The sequence below is a fragment of the Acidobacteriota bacterium genome (genome assembly GCA_040754075.1).
Taxonomy (GTDB): domain Bacteria; phylum Acidobacteriota; class Blastocatellia; order UBA7656; family UBA7656; genus JBFMDH01.
Window position 1 is genome coordinate 58,946 of sequence record JBFMDH010000029.1, and the last position, 17,985, is coordinate 76,930.

Sequence of the window (17,985 nt, forward strand, 5' to 3'; positions counted from 1 at the left end):
ACGACCATCAGTTCTCAGGACTGATTTGAAAGGAGAAAAACTTTGGCAACCCCTGAACAGATAAACGAAATCGTTGCGGCTTATTTTGCTGCAACCCGCGCGATGGATAAAGCGGCTTGGCTTGCGACTTTTGCCGAAGACGGTGTGAGCATTGACCCGGTTGGCGCGCCGCCAATGGATACGAATGAAAAACGCGCAGCATTTTTTGACGGTATTGTCGGCGCATTTGAAACCGTGGGTCTAAGCGAACAGGAAATTTATCTTGCAGACAACAGCGCCGCTGTGAAATGGACGGGGCAAGGCACAGGCAAAAACGGGCGCGAAGTGAGCTTTGCAGGCATAGATGTTTTTGAAATTAATGACCAAGGCAAAATACACAGCATACGCGGCTATTGGAACCCTGCGGCAATGATGGCGGAATTGCTGGGCTAATCAATAGTTTTGCGATGCCGCTTTTTTACAGCGACCTGGTGAAGTCATATCCGACGACCTGCAAAATTCATTGGATAATCGTTCATCTCAGTTGGCAAAAAGCATGCTCAACGTTTTGGTTTACCCTGGGCAAAGATCGACTTGCCGGCTTTCTCTTCAAAATAAGTTACTTCCTCTACGCGGGTGCCGCGCAAGATGAATTGCACACTCACATCAGGCTTTCCTTCAAATTTGAAGTGCACAATATTTTTCTCGACGTTTCCGGCAGCATCAGATATTTGTCCGCTACCTGTCTGTCGAAGAAAATATTTTAGCGAGCCTGCATTCCATCGCAATTTCCCGTCAACTCCATCCACCACCACATTCATAAGTAAAGGTTCATCTTGAGCTTCAAATTCATATCGTCCAGCCAACTGCTCAACCATCCCGCCGCTCAATGCTGAGCGCCTGTCCGAAGTTGCCGAATCAGTCGTGACATCAGCCGCCTGCTCTTTCGATGAATCGGGAATACGTTTCACAGAAACCTTCGAGGCGGAATCGGTCGCCTCGCTTTCCGCCGCCACGTCTATGGTTTGAGTCGAGGTATTGGTTGCAGAAGACTTGGGACGATTGCCGCGAGGCGCGGATTCACGCGGTTCACCGGTTCCAGCCACAGGCGAATCGACGCGGCTATCCGGTGAGCGGCGCGGCACATTGGCGATGGCGCTGGCGAACAGGTCGCGGCTGTAATAACCAACGCGGCTGACTCCGTCACTCGTCTCGCCCGATGCGTAAGTCAAAACGATGTGCGCGGTGGCAAAATACTCTTCGAGCTTTCCTTTGCTGTTGGTTTGCGAAGCCGTGGGTCGCGCCGGCAACCTTAAAGCCTGCAAAACATCGGCACGGTCGCGCGTCGCCGGATAAATCGCTTCAATGCGTTCAACAACTGAAGTCTCACCATTATACTGTACAAAAATCTTTTCGCTCGCGTTTGTAGATTGGTATTCGGAAAGCGTATCGCTTATCTGGCGCGCGGCTTGACCGAGCACCCGTTCCACATCGGTTTTGGTGCTTTTGCCCGGTGTGAGTCCTTTGTAGGAACTCTGCCCGAAACCCGCGACACAGCCGAACAACACCAAAATCATCATCATCGAAACTCTGTTTACCATCACGCTTACCTCCTAGCTTTTTTGGACAACCGGTCAGCGATTACTTGGGTTGCGTTCCATAGCGATAAACGACAAAGGTGCCAAGGCCGTAATCTGCGCCTAGCCCGATACTGACCCACTTCGCATTTGGGCGCACTCGAAAGATATATTTCCCAATCTGTTTAAAATTTCGGCCGACATAGCCGGTTTTTTGTTCGATCATCTCGACATCGCCCTCTACTCTCACGCCACCGGCCGCCGGAGGCTGGAAGTCTCTATCGGGGAGCGAGGCTGAGAAGTTCCCGGTGACGGTAATGGTAATCTCCTCACCGGGACTAATGGCACCAGGAGGGACGCCATCGAATTGCCACTCAACCGTTACGTTGCCTCCCTCTGACGGCGGATAGGCGTATTTCAGGGTGGCGGAGTTCAAGCCGTAGGTGTAATCGGTTCTGCCGCCACAACAGACATGGGCATAGGCGTCTTTGACCTGGGGATTCGCCAGTTGCAAGCTGCCTCCGGGCGGAGTTGTCACAGCCGGTTTTTGGGCTGGCGGACGGTTGTCCGTTTGATTGGGTTTGTCATCATCGGGTATCTCTTCAACTTTCGGTTTGCTCTTTGCTTTGCCGGTTGGCCTGGTCGTTGGGTGGTCAGCGTCTTCCGGCAATTCTTCAACCTGCGGTTTGGTCGCAGAATCGCGAGGCTCATATTCATCCCGAAACCGCGCGACCTCCTCCATCAGACAAGGAAAGCCCTCAGCAGCCATCTCCGCTTCCTCGATATAAGAGTTGGCTGATGTCATCTGCCGGGTTCGCTCAACCGCGAGTTTGGCGCTGGCGCGCAGTTGGGCGATGCGCCGCTGCGCCTGTAATCCGCGTTGAACCGCGCTTAGGGCTTGGGCAACGAGCGGTCGGCTTTTGATTGATGCAGGGATTTGCTGCGCCAGATTGAGCGCCTGCTGAAAACGGCAATTCTCCAGAGATTCCGCCAGAAGATTTGCTGTGCGGCGCACGGTGCGAAAGTATTCAAGCTCTTCCGTCGCTTTACTCACATCACAACCATTGATGCGCGCTTTGTTAATCTCTGCTTCAGCGGATTCAAGGTTGTCCTCTTCAAGCAATGAGCGAATATTTGCCAGTGCAGGCATACAAGCGCCCTGCCTCGTGCACTCATCGGCTTTCCTTGGCAAGTCTGCGGCAAGTCCGAGTTCGGCGCTCGCGTCAAGCAGCGCCTGATTGATGGCTCGTACTCGCTCATTCATCGGGTCAATGTTGCACAGGGCGTTGTTATACTCGGCTAAGTTTTTTTCGGCTTCCGCTTTCGCCTTCCGAATTGATTCAAGCAGGCGGAGCGCATCTTCAACTGAGGTGATGTTCGGAGAGCTGAAGAGGTCGCTGTTGCGACTCGCGACTAACTCAGCCAGGTCGTCGAATCGCTTCTTCAAGTTAAGCGGCAAGCGGTTGATAAATCGCGGGTCTAGCCCGTGAAGTTTCTTCAAGTCATTAATCGCCTGCGCCAGTGCGTCACGGCGTTTATCCAGGTCTTTGCTTAAAGCGGTGCCTCTGTCGTAATCGGCACGAATCTGTTTTGCTATGACTTCAGCGGTTCGCGCTTCAACATCAATTCTGGGGATGAGGTCTTGGGCTTCCTTGAGGGTCTGTCTCACCGCTTCAACCTCTTTCGCCAGAATCGCCAATTTGCGCGAATCCTCGCCAGCCAATTTATCTAACCTGCCAATCTCGGCAGCCAGACGAATGGCATCCTGATAGTGACGTTTAATCGTAGCGCCGTCGGTGACAGCCGAACACCTTTCGGCAAGGGCGGTCGCAAGCTTGAGTTTCTCTGCAACCTCCTGAGCCTTCCGGTTCGCTTCAACTTCATAGCGTTCGAGATTGCTCTTGAGTTGCGCGGCGTTTGCACAACGAAGTTGGTCGCCCGGTCCGTTAAAGCCCGTAACTTGCCTTCTAAAATTGTTCAACTCGGTGACGGTTGCGCCAACTCGCTGATTAATGAGTTTCAGTTGTCCGACGCGGCTTTGCACTTGACCGGGTAAAGTGGCGGCTTCTTTGGCATCTTTATCCCAGGCGGCGACCTTGCCTTCAAGCACGGTGAGGTCTTTACCAAGCGCCGTCCAATCGCGTTCCAGATGAAGCGTGACAATGCGTGGCGTGCTTGAAGGCATCAGCAAATCCGGCGTAATATCGCTGTCTCTGGGTATGTAGTTGTCGTGATAGGCATCAACCTTTAGACCCGAACGAAATTCTGCAACCGAGTAGGGGGCGCTGTCCTTCAGTTCAAAGCGGGCTTCACCAAACTCGTTGGTATTTTCTATCCCCACCAGCTTTCCCTTAAACCGAATCCGCACGTCGGTGTTGCTCAAAGGTTGCTGCGTGAAACTGTCAATAATCTCGACGACCAGGCGGATCGGCGTATCTTCCGACGGCGGGTCTTCGCCCGGCTCCATCACAAAGGTTGCCGAAGCCGTGGCATCGGTGTATTGATAATCCCGGCGCACCTGAGCGATTTTGGTCTGGCGTTTATAGCCCTGTGCTGTTGCTGTAATTATAACGCTTGTGGCATCAATGCCGATGACATCCCTTATCATTGCCAGCCCTGTGGCATCAGTGGCTGTAGAGATTTTTTCGACGCTTACTGTCCCCCCGACAATGGGCGCTTGATTTTTATCGCTTGCCAGGACTTTCACACTAACCAGATTGTTGCCTTCGGATTTCTTCGATTTCTCTTTCAGCCGATACGGGGGCAGATTTTTTTCCCCTTCGCCCTGAGCGATTTGCACGTCACTACTCAGGGTCTCGAAATATTCCTGAGAAATTTCCAGGCTGAATTTTCCATACGCCTTGAGGGTTATCCGCGCGGTGCCTGAACCATCGGTCGTGCCTTTATAAATGCCCGAGGTAACGCCTGCCTGTCCGGTTAAGACAACCTCTGCACCCACGACGTTGCTAAGGTCTTTGGCATTTTGAACCTGAACGACCACTTCAACATTGGTTTCAACGACCGTTTTTTTGGTGAGCTTGATGGTCGGTGCGGTGATGGTTTTTCCGCTCTGAAATTTATTTAAAGAGATACGCACCTCACCGCTCTGATAGCCGTCCTTACCGGCATGTATGGCATAGGTATAGGCGCGCACCCCTAAAGTCGCATCGCCGTTTTGGTCGGTGTAGCCGTCGGCTTCGCTGCGCCGCGACCCGCCGATATCGCTAAATACAATTCTTGCCCCTGGTATCGGTTCTTGTTTTTCGCCTTCAACGTGAACCTTAACTTTAATCAATTTTGAATCGTCATCAGATGAAACTTTCTTTATCTCTATAGAACGATATATCGTTGTGCCTGATAGCTTGATGTTGCCCGTCCATTGTAAATCGTCCTTGCTCACTTCAATCGTCACTTCTGAAGTCTCGCCGGCCCGTACCTCCAGGGTGACCTGACCATTGGCGTGGGTCTCTTCCCGATAATCGGCAGGTCTGATATCCGGCACCCAGGTATCATGCCAAACATAGACCCTGGCGCCGCCAACCGGGTTGCCGTCCGGTCCCTTCACCTGCAACGTTAGCTTGATCGTTTTCTTACTCTGCATAGCCGATGATGACCAATAAGGGAGCACCAACAGGGCAAGCACTATCGCAGGGATAATCGGAATTCGTGACACTTTCATGGCTTCCTCCTACATCAAAAACAATGAATCTTTACAAACCCGCAAGCCGCCGGTTACGGTCTGCACCGCATGAATCTGTCCTTCGGCAATCAGTTGGTTAAAGGTTTGAACATCCACTTCCAAAACGCCTGCGGCTTGAGCGCGGGTGAGCATTTCAACCTCATGTTCACAATGTGGGCAATGCAGCATTAAACGAAAAGCGCGAAATTCCATTGTCTGTAATCGGGTTGTGGTGACTTTTAATCTTGCGATTCGCCTGGTCATTGATTTCAATCTTGGTGAAAGCTGGTATAATCGAGCCGCCGTTTTCGACTGCCGACAGTTCCGTTTTTACATCTCACACCTGAGAGATAGAGTAACGAGAAAAAGCTGATATTTTTCTGAAATCGTTTTGCATAAGGCTTTTGAGGACTATGGAAGTATTGAATCGACAGCTTTATCGGTTTGCGGGCGTCGAAATTGACCCGTCACAAAATTGCCTGAAAATCGGCAACCAAGACCTCTACCTCCGCTATAAACTGATGCAATTGCTGGTCTACCTCATCGAAGAGCGCCACCGCGTTGTCAGCAAACGCGATTTGATTGAGAACATCTGGGAAGGCGCGGTTATCACCGATGACGCGCTGGTGCAATCCATCAAAGAATTGCGCCGCGCGCTCAATGATGACCCGCGCCAGCCGCGTTTCATCAAAACTATTCCGAAAGTCGGCTACCGCTTCATTGCCGAGGTTGAAACACTCGGGCTGAATGATCTTGCCACCATTCATTGCGAGGAACATACGTCGGTTGAGTTCGAGTACGAAGAGATTACTGATAGTGAATCGCCGTTGCCTGTAATCGCATTGCCAATCGCATCAACGCCAATCATAGAAAAATCCCGACGCCGGCGGATTTATCTATTCGCCATTGCCGCAAGCCTTCTCATTGTTGCTATGTTAACGGTTTATCTCTTCCGGCAAGGCAATCGTCAACTGCCGGAAATCGCTTTATCGGAACTTGCAGGCAAGCGGTCGGTTGCGGTGATGTATTTCGATAATCAATCAGGAAATCCCCATCTCGACTGGTTGCGTGAAGGGCTTGCGGATATGCTCATCACCAACCTTTCGCGTTCCGACAAATTGACTTTATTGAACCGGCGACAGCTTCATCTGCTGTTGGAAAGAATCGGTTACAACAGCGGCAATAATATTCGCCTCGATGACGCGCTTCATATTGCGGAGTTAAGCCGCGCCGAGATTATCGCTCTCGGCAGCTTTGCAAATGTCAATGACAGCATTCGCATCGATGTGCAATTGTACGACACCCGCCATCATCAACTGCTTACCTCAGAGCATCTGGTTGTCGATACGCCCAAAGACCTGCTCACCAACATCGACCTGCTTTCGCTGAAACTGGCGGCGCATCTGCGCCCTGACCCTGATGGTCAGGAGAAGACCGGTAGCCTGGCTGAAGTGATGACCAATAATCTGGAAGCCTACCGCGCATACTCACTCGCTGTAGAAAAAGCTCAGGCGTTACATAACGAAGAGGCGATTGCCCTGCTTGAAAAAGCCATCGCCCTTGACCCGCAATTTGCGATGGCTTACGGACGCATCGGTTATGCTTATGCAGTGACCGACAGTCATGCCTTAAAGGCTCGCCCCTACCTCGAAAAAGCTTTTCAGCTAGCAAACCGCTTAACCGAAAAAGACCGGCTATATATCATTGCCTGGTATGCCATCGCCAATTTCGATTATCCCGGCGCTATTGAACCCTTCAAAAAAATCATCGCGCAATATCCCTTGGAAGTTGAAGCTTATTTGCGGCTCGGTTATTTGCTGAGGGGCGAAAGCCGGTACGCAGAAGCCATCAATGTCTTGAAACAGGGTTTAGTCGTTGACCCGGATGCCAAGGAAATTTACAACGCGCTCGGTCTCATTTATCTTGATCGCTATCGTTATGATGAAGCGATTGCCGCGCACCGGCATTATGTTGAACTCGCGCCCGCTGAAGCCAATGCCCACGATAGTCTGGCGATGAGCTATCAATGCGCGGGGCGTTATGATGAAGCCATTGCCGAATACCAGCGCGCCATTGACCTCAAACCCAATTTTCACATCGCCCACTTTCATCTGGGCAACAGCTATTTTCAAACCGGGCGTTATCAGGCAGCGATTGCGCAATATCACAAAAGCTTGGAGGTTGCGCCCAATGACCGCGAACGCGCCGTCGCTTATGACCGGCTTGCCAAAATCTATTTGCGCAAGGGCGATCTGCATCGGGCAAGCGCCCTGACAAAGCGCACCCTGCAATACGAAAAAAGTTATGTCTGGACGCCGCTCCTGCTGGCATTGCAGCGAGGCGACCTGAAATCGGTTGAAAAATTTAAAGCCTCCATCTTTGCGCAATCCCCTTTCGGACATCGCGGGCAAAGACCGCCTATGAGAACCTATTCTTACATTCGCGGCTATCTGGCGCTCAAGAGCGGGCAGCAAGCCGAAGCCATCAACCATTTCAAAGCAGCCATTCAATACGCGCCGCTAATTTGGGAAATCGATTCTCTGGAAGATTGCCTTGCCAGCGCTTACCTGGAATCCGGCAGATGGGATGAAGCCATCGCCGAATACCAACGCATCATCAATACAAACCCGAATTATCCATTGGCGCATTATCATCTCGCGCAGGCTTTCGAGCAAAAAGGCGACACCGACAAAGCCCGCGCCCTGTATGCGCATTTCCTGCAAGCCTGGAAGCACGCTGACCCTGAATTGCCTGAAATCATCCGCAGCAAAAAAGTGTTGGCGGGTTAAACCGCAAAAAAATATCCGCCGCACCCGCTCAATCCCAAGACCAATTTAATGCTTTCATTGCTTGCTCATTGCTTTCACGATAGGCACAGAAAGAAGCATCCAACGACCACCGGCTTAGTGATTGAAATGTCCGCAATTTCCAACGTATAATTTCCGGGCAACACGGACTGCTTCCTTTTCAAAACAGCCTTGAATGTATCGGCAGCCTATTTATTCAAACGGTTATTCTGAATCTGTTTTAATGACGATTAAAATTTATGGGCTTTAAATCTTTAAAAGACCGACAGGAACTATTGGAAGCAGCAACCAAAATATCGCCCGAAGCGCGCACCGCCTTTATCAATACGCACTGTAACAACGACGAAACCTTGCGCCAGGAAATCGAATCGCTGTTAAACCTGCACGACAAAGCGACGGCAGTTATCGAAGCAGACACCTTGAGCGATGAAACCCGGTTGCTGGGCACCGATATGCAGTTTGCAGACGAGATGACCGGCAAACGCATCGGCGCTTATGAAGTGACTGGCGAACTCGGACGCGGCGGCATGGGCGCGGTTTATCTGGCGACGCGCGCCGACAAACAATACGAAAAACAGGTCGCCATCAAAATTGTACAGCGCGGTATGGAGAACAAATTTGTCATCAATCGTTTCCGGCAGGAGCGACAAATCCTTGCGCACCTCGACCACCCGAATATCGCGCGCTTGATCGATGGCGGCACCACCGAAGACGGTTTACCTTATTTTGTGCTGGAATACGTCGAAGGCAAACCCATCACCGCCTATTGCGATGACAATCGCTTGACCACCATTGAACGCTTGCAACTCTTCCGTCAGGTCTGTTCGGCGATTCAGTACGCCCATCAAAATTTAGTGGTTCACCGCGACATCAAACCCGGCAACATTCTGGTGACCGTGGATGGCGTGCCCAAGCTTCTGGATTTTGGCATTGCCAAATTGCTCGACCCGGAATTCGCCTTTCAAGCCGATGCCACGGCAAACATTGCGCGCCTGATGACGCCTGCATATGCGAGTCCCGAACAGGCAAAGGGCGAACCGATTACCACCTCAAGCGACATCTACAGCCTCGGCGTACTCCTTTATCAATTACTCACCGGTCATCGCCCATATGAGGTCACCAGTTCTTCGCCTGTGGAGATGGTGCGCGTTATTTGTGAACAGGAACCTTCTAAACCGAGCACGGTCATCAATCGTTCGGTCACTGCGGTTAATGGCAATGAGCAGACCGATTCGCATCGCACCTCCGAAAACCTGAGTAAACCGCGCGCCGCGCAGCCGGAAAAACTGCGTCGCCAACTGGCAGGCGACCTTGATAACATCATCCTCAAAGCCCTCAGAAAAGAGCCTGAACGGCGCTATTCTTCAGTTGAAAAATTCTCCGATGACATTCGCCGTCACCTTGAAGGACTGCCAATCAGCGCCCGTCCCGATACCTTTTCCTATCGCGCCGGTAAATTTATCGGGCGTCATCGCGCCAGTGTGATTGCCGCAACTGTGGTCACCATTTTATTGCTTGCGGCAACCGCCACCGCCATCTGGCAGGCGCGCATTGCGCGTAGCGAACGCGACAAATCCGAACATCGTTTCAATCAGGTTCGCAAACTTGCAAATGCCGTGTTGTTCGATTATCACGATGGCATAGAAAAACTGCCCGGCTCGACGCCGATGCGCGAACGCATGGTGCGCGACGCCCTGGAATACCTCGACAATCTTTCGCAGGAAAGCAGCAATGATTTAACGCTGCAACGCGAACTCGCATCGGCATATGAAAAAGTCGGACTCGTGCAGGGCAATCCTTTCAAAGCCAGTTTCGGCGATTATTCGGGCGCCTTAGCCAGTCAGCGAAAAGCCCTGACGATTCGCGAACGGTTATATGCCGCCGATGCGACAAACGCAGACATCCGCCGCGAACTGGCAAAAAGTTACCTCTTGATTGGCGACCTCCTGAGAGTGACCGGACAGGTAAGCGAAATGCTCACCGATTATTTGAAGGCGCAGGAACTTTTAAAAGCGGCGCTCACCGATGCCCCCGACCATATTGAAATTCGTCGCGATTTGGAAAATACCTATACACGACTTGGCCGGTATCAGATTTCCAGCAGCGATATGAATGCGGCATTTGAAAATCTCACGCAGGCGCTCACCATTGCCCAAGGGTTAGCTGCCGAACACCCGCAAGACATCGAAATCCGTCGCGACCTCGCGCTCAGTCATATGTTTTTAGGCGATGCGCTCGGCGGTATGGGGAAAGCCCCGGAAGCTCTCGATTATCAACGCCGTTCATTAGCCATGATGGAAAAACTATCAACCGATTATCCCGACAATGCCCAAGCCAAGCGCGATGTCGGCGTCGTGTTGCAACGTCTCGCAGACACGCTCGCCGAATCGGGCGAGGTAAAAAGCGCGCTCGAATACAATCGTAAAGCTTTGGCGATTGATGAAAAGCTTTACCTGGCCGACCCGACCAACGCGCAGGCGCAACGCGACCTGATGGCGGACTATCAAAAAATCGGCAAGATGCTGCTGGCGCTCGGCGATGCCAGCGGCGCATTAGAGCAACAACGCAAGGCGCTCGGCTTTGCCGAAAAGCTTGCCGCCGCCGACCCCGGCAACGCCGAAGCGCAAGCCGACCTCTCGAACTGCTACTACAAACTTGGCGATGTGATGATGGCAAAAAATGATTTGCGCGGCGCGTTAGCCTATTATCAAAACTCGCTCGCCATTGATGAAGCGATAGCCGCCGCTGACCCTGCAAATGCAGATGCGCGACTCACTGCCGCCGAAAGCCATTTGATGGTCAGTGATCTGTTGCTCAAACTCGGAAGCGTTCAGGAAGCGATTCGGGAACTTAATCAGGCGCGACAAACCTATGAAGATTTAGCGACTCATCAATCCGCAGATGAAAGTTTGCAACACAGTTTGCCGACGGTTTACGAAAATCTCGGCGATGCGTACAGCCTGGCGGCGAATAAAACAGCGCGCGCGGAAAACCTGCGCGCGGCATGCGACTGGTATCAGAAGAGTCTCGATGGTTGGCTTGATTTACAGCAACGCAATTTGTTGAAAGATGCCCAAGGGAAACCCGCCGAAGCGGCGCAAAAGTTAGCCAAATGCAAAACGGCTGTGGCAAAGCTCAAGGCACAATAAAGTCACCGCTCGATGATTGGGTTTTCGATTAGCGTCTGGCCTTTTGCTCATTTCATTTTGCATCAAGCAAGGCGCTGTCTTTTGCCCGTTTCAATTTCCATCAATCAATGCGTTTTCTTTCCAGGAGAAAAATTTATCCGCGGATTGAGCAGATGAGGCGGATAGCGGCTGATACCCGAATCCATTTTATCCGCATGAATCGCGAATAAATTTTCACCACTGGTTGTCGAACATTTTATTTTCCCGAAACGCCTTGAATGCGCTCGCAGATTCATTGCCTCTCATCATCACGGTTATGTTAAAATGCGCCGCGCTATGACCGGCTTTCATTCATTCAACCATTTAAAAACTTCAATAATCATCGCCTTATTTTGCGCCTTCGCGTTACTCGCGATTTCAGCTTGCCATCGCAGCCCGGACGCCCGGCAAATCACCATCGCGGTCAATTCCGGTGTTGAAGGCGACGCCCTCAAACAGGCGGCGCGCGATTACGCAGCGCAGACCGGCATCAAAGTGCAAATCGCCGAATTCCCTTACGCCAATCTCTTTGAAAAAGAACTGGTCGATTTAAACACCGGCAGCGGCGCGTATGATTTAATCATGCTGGACGACCCCTGGTTTCCGCGCTTCGCTTCACAAAATTTTCTCACTGACCTCGCACCCTTTTATCAAAAGAAAATGCTCGCGGGACCGGATGATGATTTCGTTCGCGCGTCGCTGGCGCTTGGTCGTCACCCATACGAAAGCGGTCAGCTTTATGCGCTGCCTTATGTCGGCAATTCACAACTCTTTTTTTATCGCAAAGACCTGTTTGAAAAACACAATTTGAAAAAGCCTGAAACCTGGCAGGATGTATTGAATGCGGCAAGAGTGATTGATGACCAAGAGAAGACCGGTTCACCTGCGGGCGGCGCGGTGCGCGGTTATGTGATGCGCGCCGCGCAAGGCAATTCCGTGGTTGCCGATTTTATGCCGATTTTCTGGGCTTTTGGCGCAGAAATGTTTGACGCTGACGGGAAACCTGCGGTCAACAGTTTGCAAGGCATCGAAGCGTTGAAATTCATGCTGGAACTTGGCAAATATGCGCCCGCCGGTTATGTCAATTTCGGCGCTGATGAAGTGTCTACGCATCTGTTGCAAGGCACCGCGGCGATGTCGATTAACTGGCCCGCGTGGATTAGCGCATTCAACGACCCGGCAAAATCCAGGGTGATTGGCAAAATCGAATTCGCGCCGATGCCCGCCGCGAAAACCCAAGGGCGCGCAGAGATTGGCAACTGGTTGATAGCGATTCCGCGAGGCTCAACCAGGATGGATGCGGCGTTCGATTTTCTGTTGTGGGCGACCGCTGCCGAGCAGATGAAAAAATCGGCGCTTGCGGGAAATCCGCCGACCCGCAAATCCTTATTCGCGGATGCGGAACTGACGGCGAAATTTCCGGCATATCCGGTGCAATTGAAATCATTGGAAAGCTCGAAACCGCGCCCGCGCACGCCGCTCTGGAATGAAATCGAAAACGCTTTCGGCATCTTCTTATCGAAAGCCAACAGCGGCGCGCTCACCGCCGAAGAAGCCATGAATCAAGCCAACGCCGAAATCACTAAAATTATCGAACGCGGACGGTGATGATGACTAATCTAAAAATTGCGCTCGGTTCAACCCGCGCCGCCAAAGTTGATGCGGTTCGCGGGACGATTAATCGATTAGCGGAAATTGATGCAATGTGGCGCGACGCGGAAATCATCGCGCTGGCGGTTGAAACCGAGGCTCCGGCGATGCCGCTTAGTGACCGGGAGTTGCTGCTTGGCGCGCGGTTTCGCGCTCAAGCGGTACAACAATCTCTCGCCAATCAACATCAACTCGCGGATTTTTTCATCGGTCTTGAAGGCGGTTTTCATTCGATTGAATTTGACGGCAAGCGACAAACTTTTTTGCGCGGCTGGGCTTATGTGACCGATGGCAACCGCGAAGGTTTGGGCGTGTCGCCTTCGATTCTCGTGCCTGATGCAATGGTGAGAATGGTCGTCGAAGAACGGCGCGAACTCGGCGAAGTGATTGACACGGTCGCCGGTGAATGCGATGTCCGCAGCCGACAGGGCACCTGGGGCGTTTTATCGAGAGATTTATTCACCCGTTCGATGAGTTTTGAAACTGCGCTGATTGCCGCTTTTGCGCCGTTTTACAACGCCCGACTTTATTAAATTGCCAACGCAATTCATCGCCTGTCATTGACAGCCGCTTTCTCTGACGCTTTCATGAATTGAGGCATTTGGTAGTAAATCAGGAAAAATGAAAACCCAGAGAGAACAAGCAAATTGGATTGTCAAATATCCTCAGCGATGGGGAATACCTTTAAGTATGCTCTTTCTCCTTTTTCTCTTTCTGGTTGCCGATGTTTACAAAAGGCTATTGTGGGGCATCATTTTTCTATTTTTTGTTTTTGCATTTCTATTCTTAATCGGTCGGTTGGTTGTCAAACTTCTGATTGGTAAAAACAAGTAGGAAATGCCTGCTCGAATTGAGCGATTATCACTGAAAGGAAAACTTACAATGCGATTAACCGAGATGGTATCGTGCGCCGGTTGAGCGGCTAAGCTTGCGCCCGGCGCGCTCGCTCAAGTGTTGAGCGGGCTTCCCAAACAACCTTTCGATGAAAATTTAATTGTCGGTTTTGACACCGCCGACGATGCAGGGGTATACCGTCTCCGCGACGACCTCGCCATCGTGCAAACCCTTGATTTTTTCACGCCAATCGTTGATGACCCGTTCGATTACGGTCGCATCGCTGCGCTCAATTCCATCAACGATGTCTGGGCGATGGGCGGCACACCGGTTACCGCAATGGCAATCACCTGCTTTCCCAAAAAAGGCGATTTTCAAATCCTCGGCGAAATCATGCGCGGCGGATTATCTATCCTTACGGAAAACCGGGTCACGCTTATCGGCGGACATAGCGTCGATAATGAACAAATCATGTTCGGTTATGCGGTGACCGGCGTGATTGACCCAAATAAAGTTGCGGCAAATAGCGGCGCTCGCGTAGGTGACGCGATTATTTTAACCAAACCGCTCGGCACCGGCATCATTTCCACCGGCATTAAATTCGCCAAAGCCAGCGCTGCGATTATGCAATCGTCCGTCAACACCATGCTCACTTCGGGTAAACGCGCCGCCGAGTTGATGCAGGAATTTTCGGTGCGCGGCGCAACCGATGTCACAGGCTTTGCCTTGATGGGACATGCGTGGGAACTCGCAAGGGCAAGCCGGGTGACGCTTGAAATCGATTCATCGCGGTTGCCGATTTTGCCCGGCGCGTTGGAACTCGCCGCCCAGGGGTTGCTCACCAGCGGCAATAAAACCAATCGTGAATATGTCGGCGCGGATGTGGCGATTGCCGAAAGCGTCAGTGAAGCGTTGCGGCGCGTGATGTTCGACCCACAGACTGCCGGGGGATTGCTCATTGCTATTTCCGCAGACTGCGCCCAAGCGTTGCTCGAACGCCTGCGCGAACATTATCCGAATGCCGCCATCATCGGGCGCGTCATCGAACCCGGCGACCATTCGCTGGTGGTGAAATAAATAGTCGTTGAGCAAGCGGTCTAAACCTGCGATTCCCGAACGACGCGGTCACAGACCGCTTGCTCAACCTCAGTCAAATGGTTTTGCAAACGGCTCGAAAGTTCTGCAACTGCCGAGGGATTCCTGATGGGCTTCGCGTCTTAGTCGCAAATCATTTCACAATCAACCTGCTCATGGTTTTACACCCAGACTTCGGTTTTCGTGAAAATGCGATTGCGTCCGTTCTCTTTCGCTTGATAAAGCGCTTCATCGGCGGCGGCAATCAACTCTTCCGCTTCGTTGCTGCCATCTGGAATGAAGGTGGCAACCCCAATGCTGATGGTTACGTGGTCACTCACCTTTGAACCGCGATGCGGAATTTGCAGGAGTTCGATTTGGGCGCGAATGCGTTCGGCGACAACAGACGCGCCTTGCTCGTCTGTGCCGCTCAAAACCACCACGAACTCTTCGCCGCCGTAACGCGCCGCCAGATCGGTCGTGCGCTTTACCGTATCGCTCAGCACTCGCGCCACCTGTTTCAAACATTCATCGCCGCTTTGATGTCCGTAAGTGTCGTTGTAGGGTTTGAAATAATCGACATCCATCAAGAGCAGCGAAAGTTTCGTCTGTTCACGCCCGGCGCGTTGCCATTCCTGCGCAAGAAATTCTTTAAAGCGGCGACGGTTGGCGATGTTGGTGAGTCCATCGAGGGTGGCGAGTTCTGCGAGTTTTTCGTTGGCAGTTTCAAGTTGTTGGGTGCGCTCAACCAATTGCGCTGTACGCTGAGCGACCACTTGCGTCAATTTGCGTTCCGTAGCTTTCAGTTGTCGCACGCGCCAAACATAGATAGCGATGCCAATGCCAAAGGCAATCATCAACCACATGGCGATGAATAAACGGGTCTGGTAGAAAAAAGGCTTCATATGAATTTCCAGAGCCACACCGGTTTCATTCCATACCCCATCGCTGTTTGCCGCAATCACTTTAAAGAGATAATGTCCCGGCGGCAGTTGCGAATAATGCACCGAACGCCGCGTTCCCGCATCAATCCATTCGTCGCTCAGCCCTTCGAGTTTATATTTGAAATGAATAGCTTCGGCTTTGATCGAACTCGGCGCGGCATAGTTGATTTCCAAATCGGTTTGATAGGGTTCAATAGCGACGCCGCTTTTGAAATTGACATTCCGTCCTTCGATATTGACCGATTCAATGGTCATCACCGGCGGTTGCGAATTGTGAATCACAACTTCCGGGTCAATCACCACAACCCCGCCCTGAGTTGGAAACCATAATCTGCCATCGCGGGTTTTGGTGCCCGCCGGTTGCTTACCGCCATTGCATTCCGGTGACCGCATACCGTCCTGACCGTTGTAAGCGACGCAACTAATCAGCGCAATTTTACCGTCGGCAAAATCGTTGAGTTGCCGGCGACCAACGCGATAGATGCCGCGATTGCAACTGATCCAGAAATTGTCCTGACGGTCTTCGAGAATTTGAAACACCCCGTTATTAAACAAACCGTTTTTCACCGTATAGTTGGTAAAGCGTCCGTCTTTCAGGCGGCTCAGCCCGCTATCGAAGGTGCCAATCCATAATGCGCCATCGCGGTCTTCGTAAATCGAGCGAATGCGATTGCCCGCCAGACCGTCTTTGGCGGTAAAGGGAATGAAGCGGTCGCCTTGGCGTTTCGCCAAGCCTTCGCGTGTGCCCACCCACAAGTTTCCTTGTTTATCTTCATGAATTGCGGTGATGGCGTGATTGGGTAATCCGTGTTCGGGCATATAAAGTTTGATTTGCCCATTCTGCATTTTGAATAACCCTTTGGTGGTGCCAAACCAGAGATTGCCTTCGCGATCCTGGAGAATGACTTCGGTCGATTCTAACGGGCTGTTGAGCAAATAAGAAAAATCTTCAAATTTATTATCGGCATACCTCAACAACCCGCCGCCAACGCCTATCCATAATCGCCCCTGATTATCCTGATAAAAGGCATCAACATTGATTTTCACATTGGGGTCGGGCGTTCGGGTAATGGATAGGGAAACTTTGCCTGCTGATTCGGCTTTGGCTAATGAAAAATTGGTAAACTTGCCATTCGCGAGTCGCGCAAAACCTTTTTGCAGTGTGCCTATCCAGATATGCCCGGCGCGGTCTTCGTAAATCGGATAGACATTGTTTTCGAGCAACCCGTCTTTCATTGAATAGGTATTAAGAAATTGGCGGGTCACACGATACATGCCATGCCCATCCGTACCGACCCAGATGATGCCTTCGCGGTCACAAAATACTGCCCGGATGGGTTTAAATGTCACCCCTTCCGCAGTCAAGAGAGGAGTCAGTTTGCCATCACGGTAGCGATATAGCTGCTGTTCATCAAACACCCACAAATTGCCATCGTGATCTTCGCCGCCGACCCGCGCGCGAAAATTCAGCGCAGGGGTTGGCGGTTGCAAATGATGGGTCACGGTGTCATCGGAGATTTGATAAACGCCATTGTTATCGGTGCCCAACCAGAGATTTCCGGCGCGGTCTTCGTACCGGTAACGAAAAAACTCTTCGCTGGCTAGCTTGATTGAGAAAACTGTCGGCTGTCGGTTACGGATGCGAACTAAATTATCTTTATGCCAAATCCATCGCGCCTTTGAATGGTCGGTGAATTCATTAATCGCTGGCGCAGGGATTTCGCTAAACCTGCCGTCAGTTGAGATGGTCAATTTTTTGGTTTCGTTATTAACCGAAATCATCAGCGCGCCGTTTTCATCAAGCTGGAGTTTGGCGATGTGATTTCTTGGCAGTCCCTGTTCGGTAGTGAAAGCGGTAAACGCGCCGTCGCGATAGCGAATCAACCCGCCGTCAACCGTGCCTGCCCAGAGTGTGCCTTCCAAATCTTCGCAAAGCGTCACAAAGCGATTGCTGGTAATGCCATTGGAATTGCCTTTATCAAAGACGGTGAAGCGTATCCCGTCATAGCGCACCAGACCATCGAAGGTCGCAAACCACAGATAGCCGTCGCGGGTTTGCGCAATCGCATTGACGGTATTTTGCGGCAAGCCGTTGTTGGTGGTGAATTGCTCGAAGCGATATTGCGCGAAGGTGTCCGCCGCCGCAAAATTGCCAATAAACATCAACCCTAAAACCAACCAGCGCAACCGGCGTTTTAAAACGGAGGGGTTATGCAAACCATCATCACAACTAACCCTTGGCATGGTGAGCAATCCTTTTTTGAGATTAACGGG

General features: G+C 51.6%; 9 protein-coding genes and 1 pseudogene. 6 read left to right on the top strand and 4 right to left on the bottom strand.

What is annotated here, in order from left to right:
* Positions 1 to 42: 42 nt before the first annotated feature.
* Positions 43 to 432: a nuclear transport factor 2 family protein gene (locus AB1757_24420; protein MEW6130203.1), complete on the top strand. Its 390-nt coding sequence runs from the start codon at positions 43 to 45 to the stop codon at positions 430 to 432.
* Positions 433 to 539: 107 nt separating this feature from the next.
* On the opposite strand, the gene AB1757_24425 is transcribed toward AB1757_24420, so the two are convergent.
* The 3 genes from AB1757_24425 to AB1757_24435 are packed head-to-tail and all read right to left on the bottom strand — an operon-like array spanning position 540 to position 5,499.
* The gene (locus tag AB1757_24425) at positions 540 to 1,580 is read right to left on the bottom strand and encodes a hypothetical protein (protein ID MEW6130204.1); all 1,041 of its coding nucleotides are present in this window, start codon (positions 1,578 to 1,580) and stop codon (positions 540 to 542) included.
* A 40-nt stretch (positions 1,581 to 1,620) separates the two neighbouring features.
* Positions 1,621 to 5,235 (bottom strand): hypothetical protein, encoded by a 3,615-nt coding sequence (locus AB1757_24430; GenBank protein MEW6130205.1) that lies wholly within the window; start codon positions 5,233 to 5,235, stop codon positions 1,621 to 1,623.
* 9 nt (positions 5,236 to 5,244) lie between these two features.
* Complete coding sequence (locus tag AB1757_24435; protein ID MEW6130206.1) at positions 5,245 to 5,499, bottom strand: hypothetical protein; 255 nt, start codon at positions 5,497 to 5,499, stop codon at positions 5,245 to 5,247.
* A gap of 149 nt (positions 5,500 to 5,648) precedes the next feature.
* Between AB1757_24435 and AB1757_24440 the strand changes: the two genes are divergently transcribed.
* The 5 genes and pseudogenes from AB1757_24440 to selD all read left to right on the top strand — a co-directional run bounded on the left by AB1757_24440 (position 5,649) and on the right by selD (position 14,770).
* Positions 5,649 to 8,024 (top strand): tetratricopeptide repeat protein, encoded by a 2,376-nt coding sequence (locus AB1757_24440; GenBank protein ID MEW6130207.1) that lies wholly within the window; start codon positions 5,649 to 5,651, stop codon positions 8,022 to 8,024.
* Between the two features lie 257 nt (positions 8,025 to 8,281).
* Positions 8,282 to 11,191, top strand: a complete 2,910-nt coding sequence (locus AB1757_24445; protein ID MEW6130208.1) for a protein kinase — start codon at positions 8,282 to 8,284, stop codon at positions 11,189 to 11,191.
* A 303-nt stretch (positions 11,192 to 11,494) separates the two neighbouring features.
* Positions 11,495 to 12,817 (top strand): ABC transporter substrate-binding protein, encoded by a 1,323-nt coding sequence (locus AB1757_24450; GenBank protein ID MEW6130209.1) that lies wholly within the window; start codon positions 11,495 to 11,497, stop codon positions 12,815 to 12,817.
* The gene (locus tag AB1757_24455) at positions 12,817 to 13,392 is read left to right on the top strand and encodes an inosine/xanthosine triphosphatase (protein MEW6130210.1); all 576 of its coding nucleotides are present in this window, start codon (positions 12,817 to 12,819) and stop codon (positions 13,390 to 13,392) included. Before AB1757_24450 ends, AB1757_24455 begins: the two co-directional genes overlap by 1 nt.
* Positions 13,393 to 13,789: 397 nt before the next feature.
* Positions 13,790 to 14,770 (top strand): annotated as a pseudogene (gene selD / locus AB1757_24460) (selenide, water dikinase SelD).
* A 179-nt stretch (positions 14,771 to 14,949) separates the two neighbouring features.
* Here the strand turns inward: selD and AB1757_24465 are convergent.
* Positions 14,950 to 17,955: a diguanylate cyclase gene (locus AB1757_24465; protein MEW6130211.1), complete on the bottom strand. Its 3,006-nt coding sequence runs from the start codon at positions 17,953 to 17,955 to the stop codon at positions 14,950 to 14,952.
* Between the last annotated feature and the right edge of the window lie 30 nt (positions 17,956 to 17,985).

What these genes read in the sequence shown, in the direction of transcription:
- AB1757_24430 (MEW6130205.1), bottom strand. Translation starts at nt 5,235, where the DNA reads ATGAAAGTGTCACGAATTCCGATTATCCCTGCGATAGTGCTTGCCCTG.
- AB1757_24455 (MEW6130210.1), top strand. Translation starts at nt 12,817, where the DNA reads ATGATGACTAATCTAAAAATTGCGCTCGGTTCAACCCGCGCCGCCAAA.
- AB1757_24465 (MEW6130211.1), bottom strand. Translation starts at nt 17,955, where the DNA reads ATGCCAAGGGTTAGTTGTGATGATGGTTTGCATAACCCCTCCGTTTTA.
- AB1757_24450 (MEW6130209.1), top strand. Translation starts at nt 11,495, where the DNA reads ATGCGCCGCGCTATGACCGGCTTTCATTCATTCAACCATTTAAAAACT.
- AB1757_24440 (MEW6130207.1), top strand. Translation starts at nt 5,649, where the DNA reads ATGGAAGTATTGAATCGACAGCTTTATCGGTTTGCGGGCGTCGAAATT.
- AB1757_24435 (MEW6130206.1), bottom strand. Translation starts at nt 5,499, where the DNA reads ATGACCAGGCGAATCGCAAGATTAAAAGTCACCACAACCCGATTACAG.
- AB1757_24425 (MEW6130204.1), bottom strand. Translation starts at nt 1,580, where the DNA reads ATGGTAAACAGAGTTTCGATGATGATGATTTTGGTGTTGTTCGGCTGT.
- AB1757_24445 (MEW6130208.1), top strand. Translation starts at nt 8,282, where the DNA reads ATGGGCTTTAAATCTTTAAAAGACCGACAGGAACTATTGGAAGCAGCA.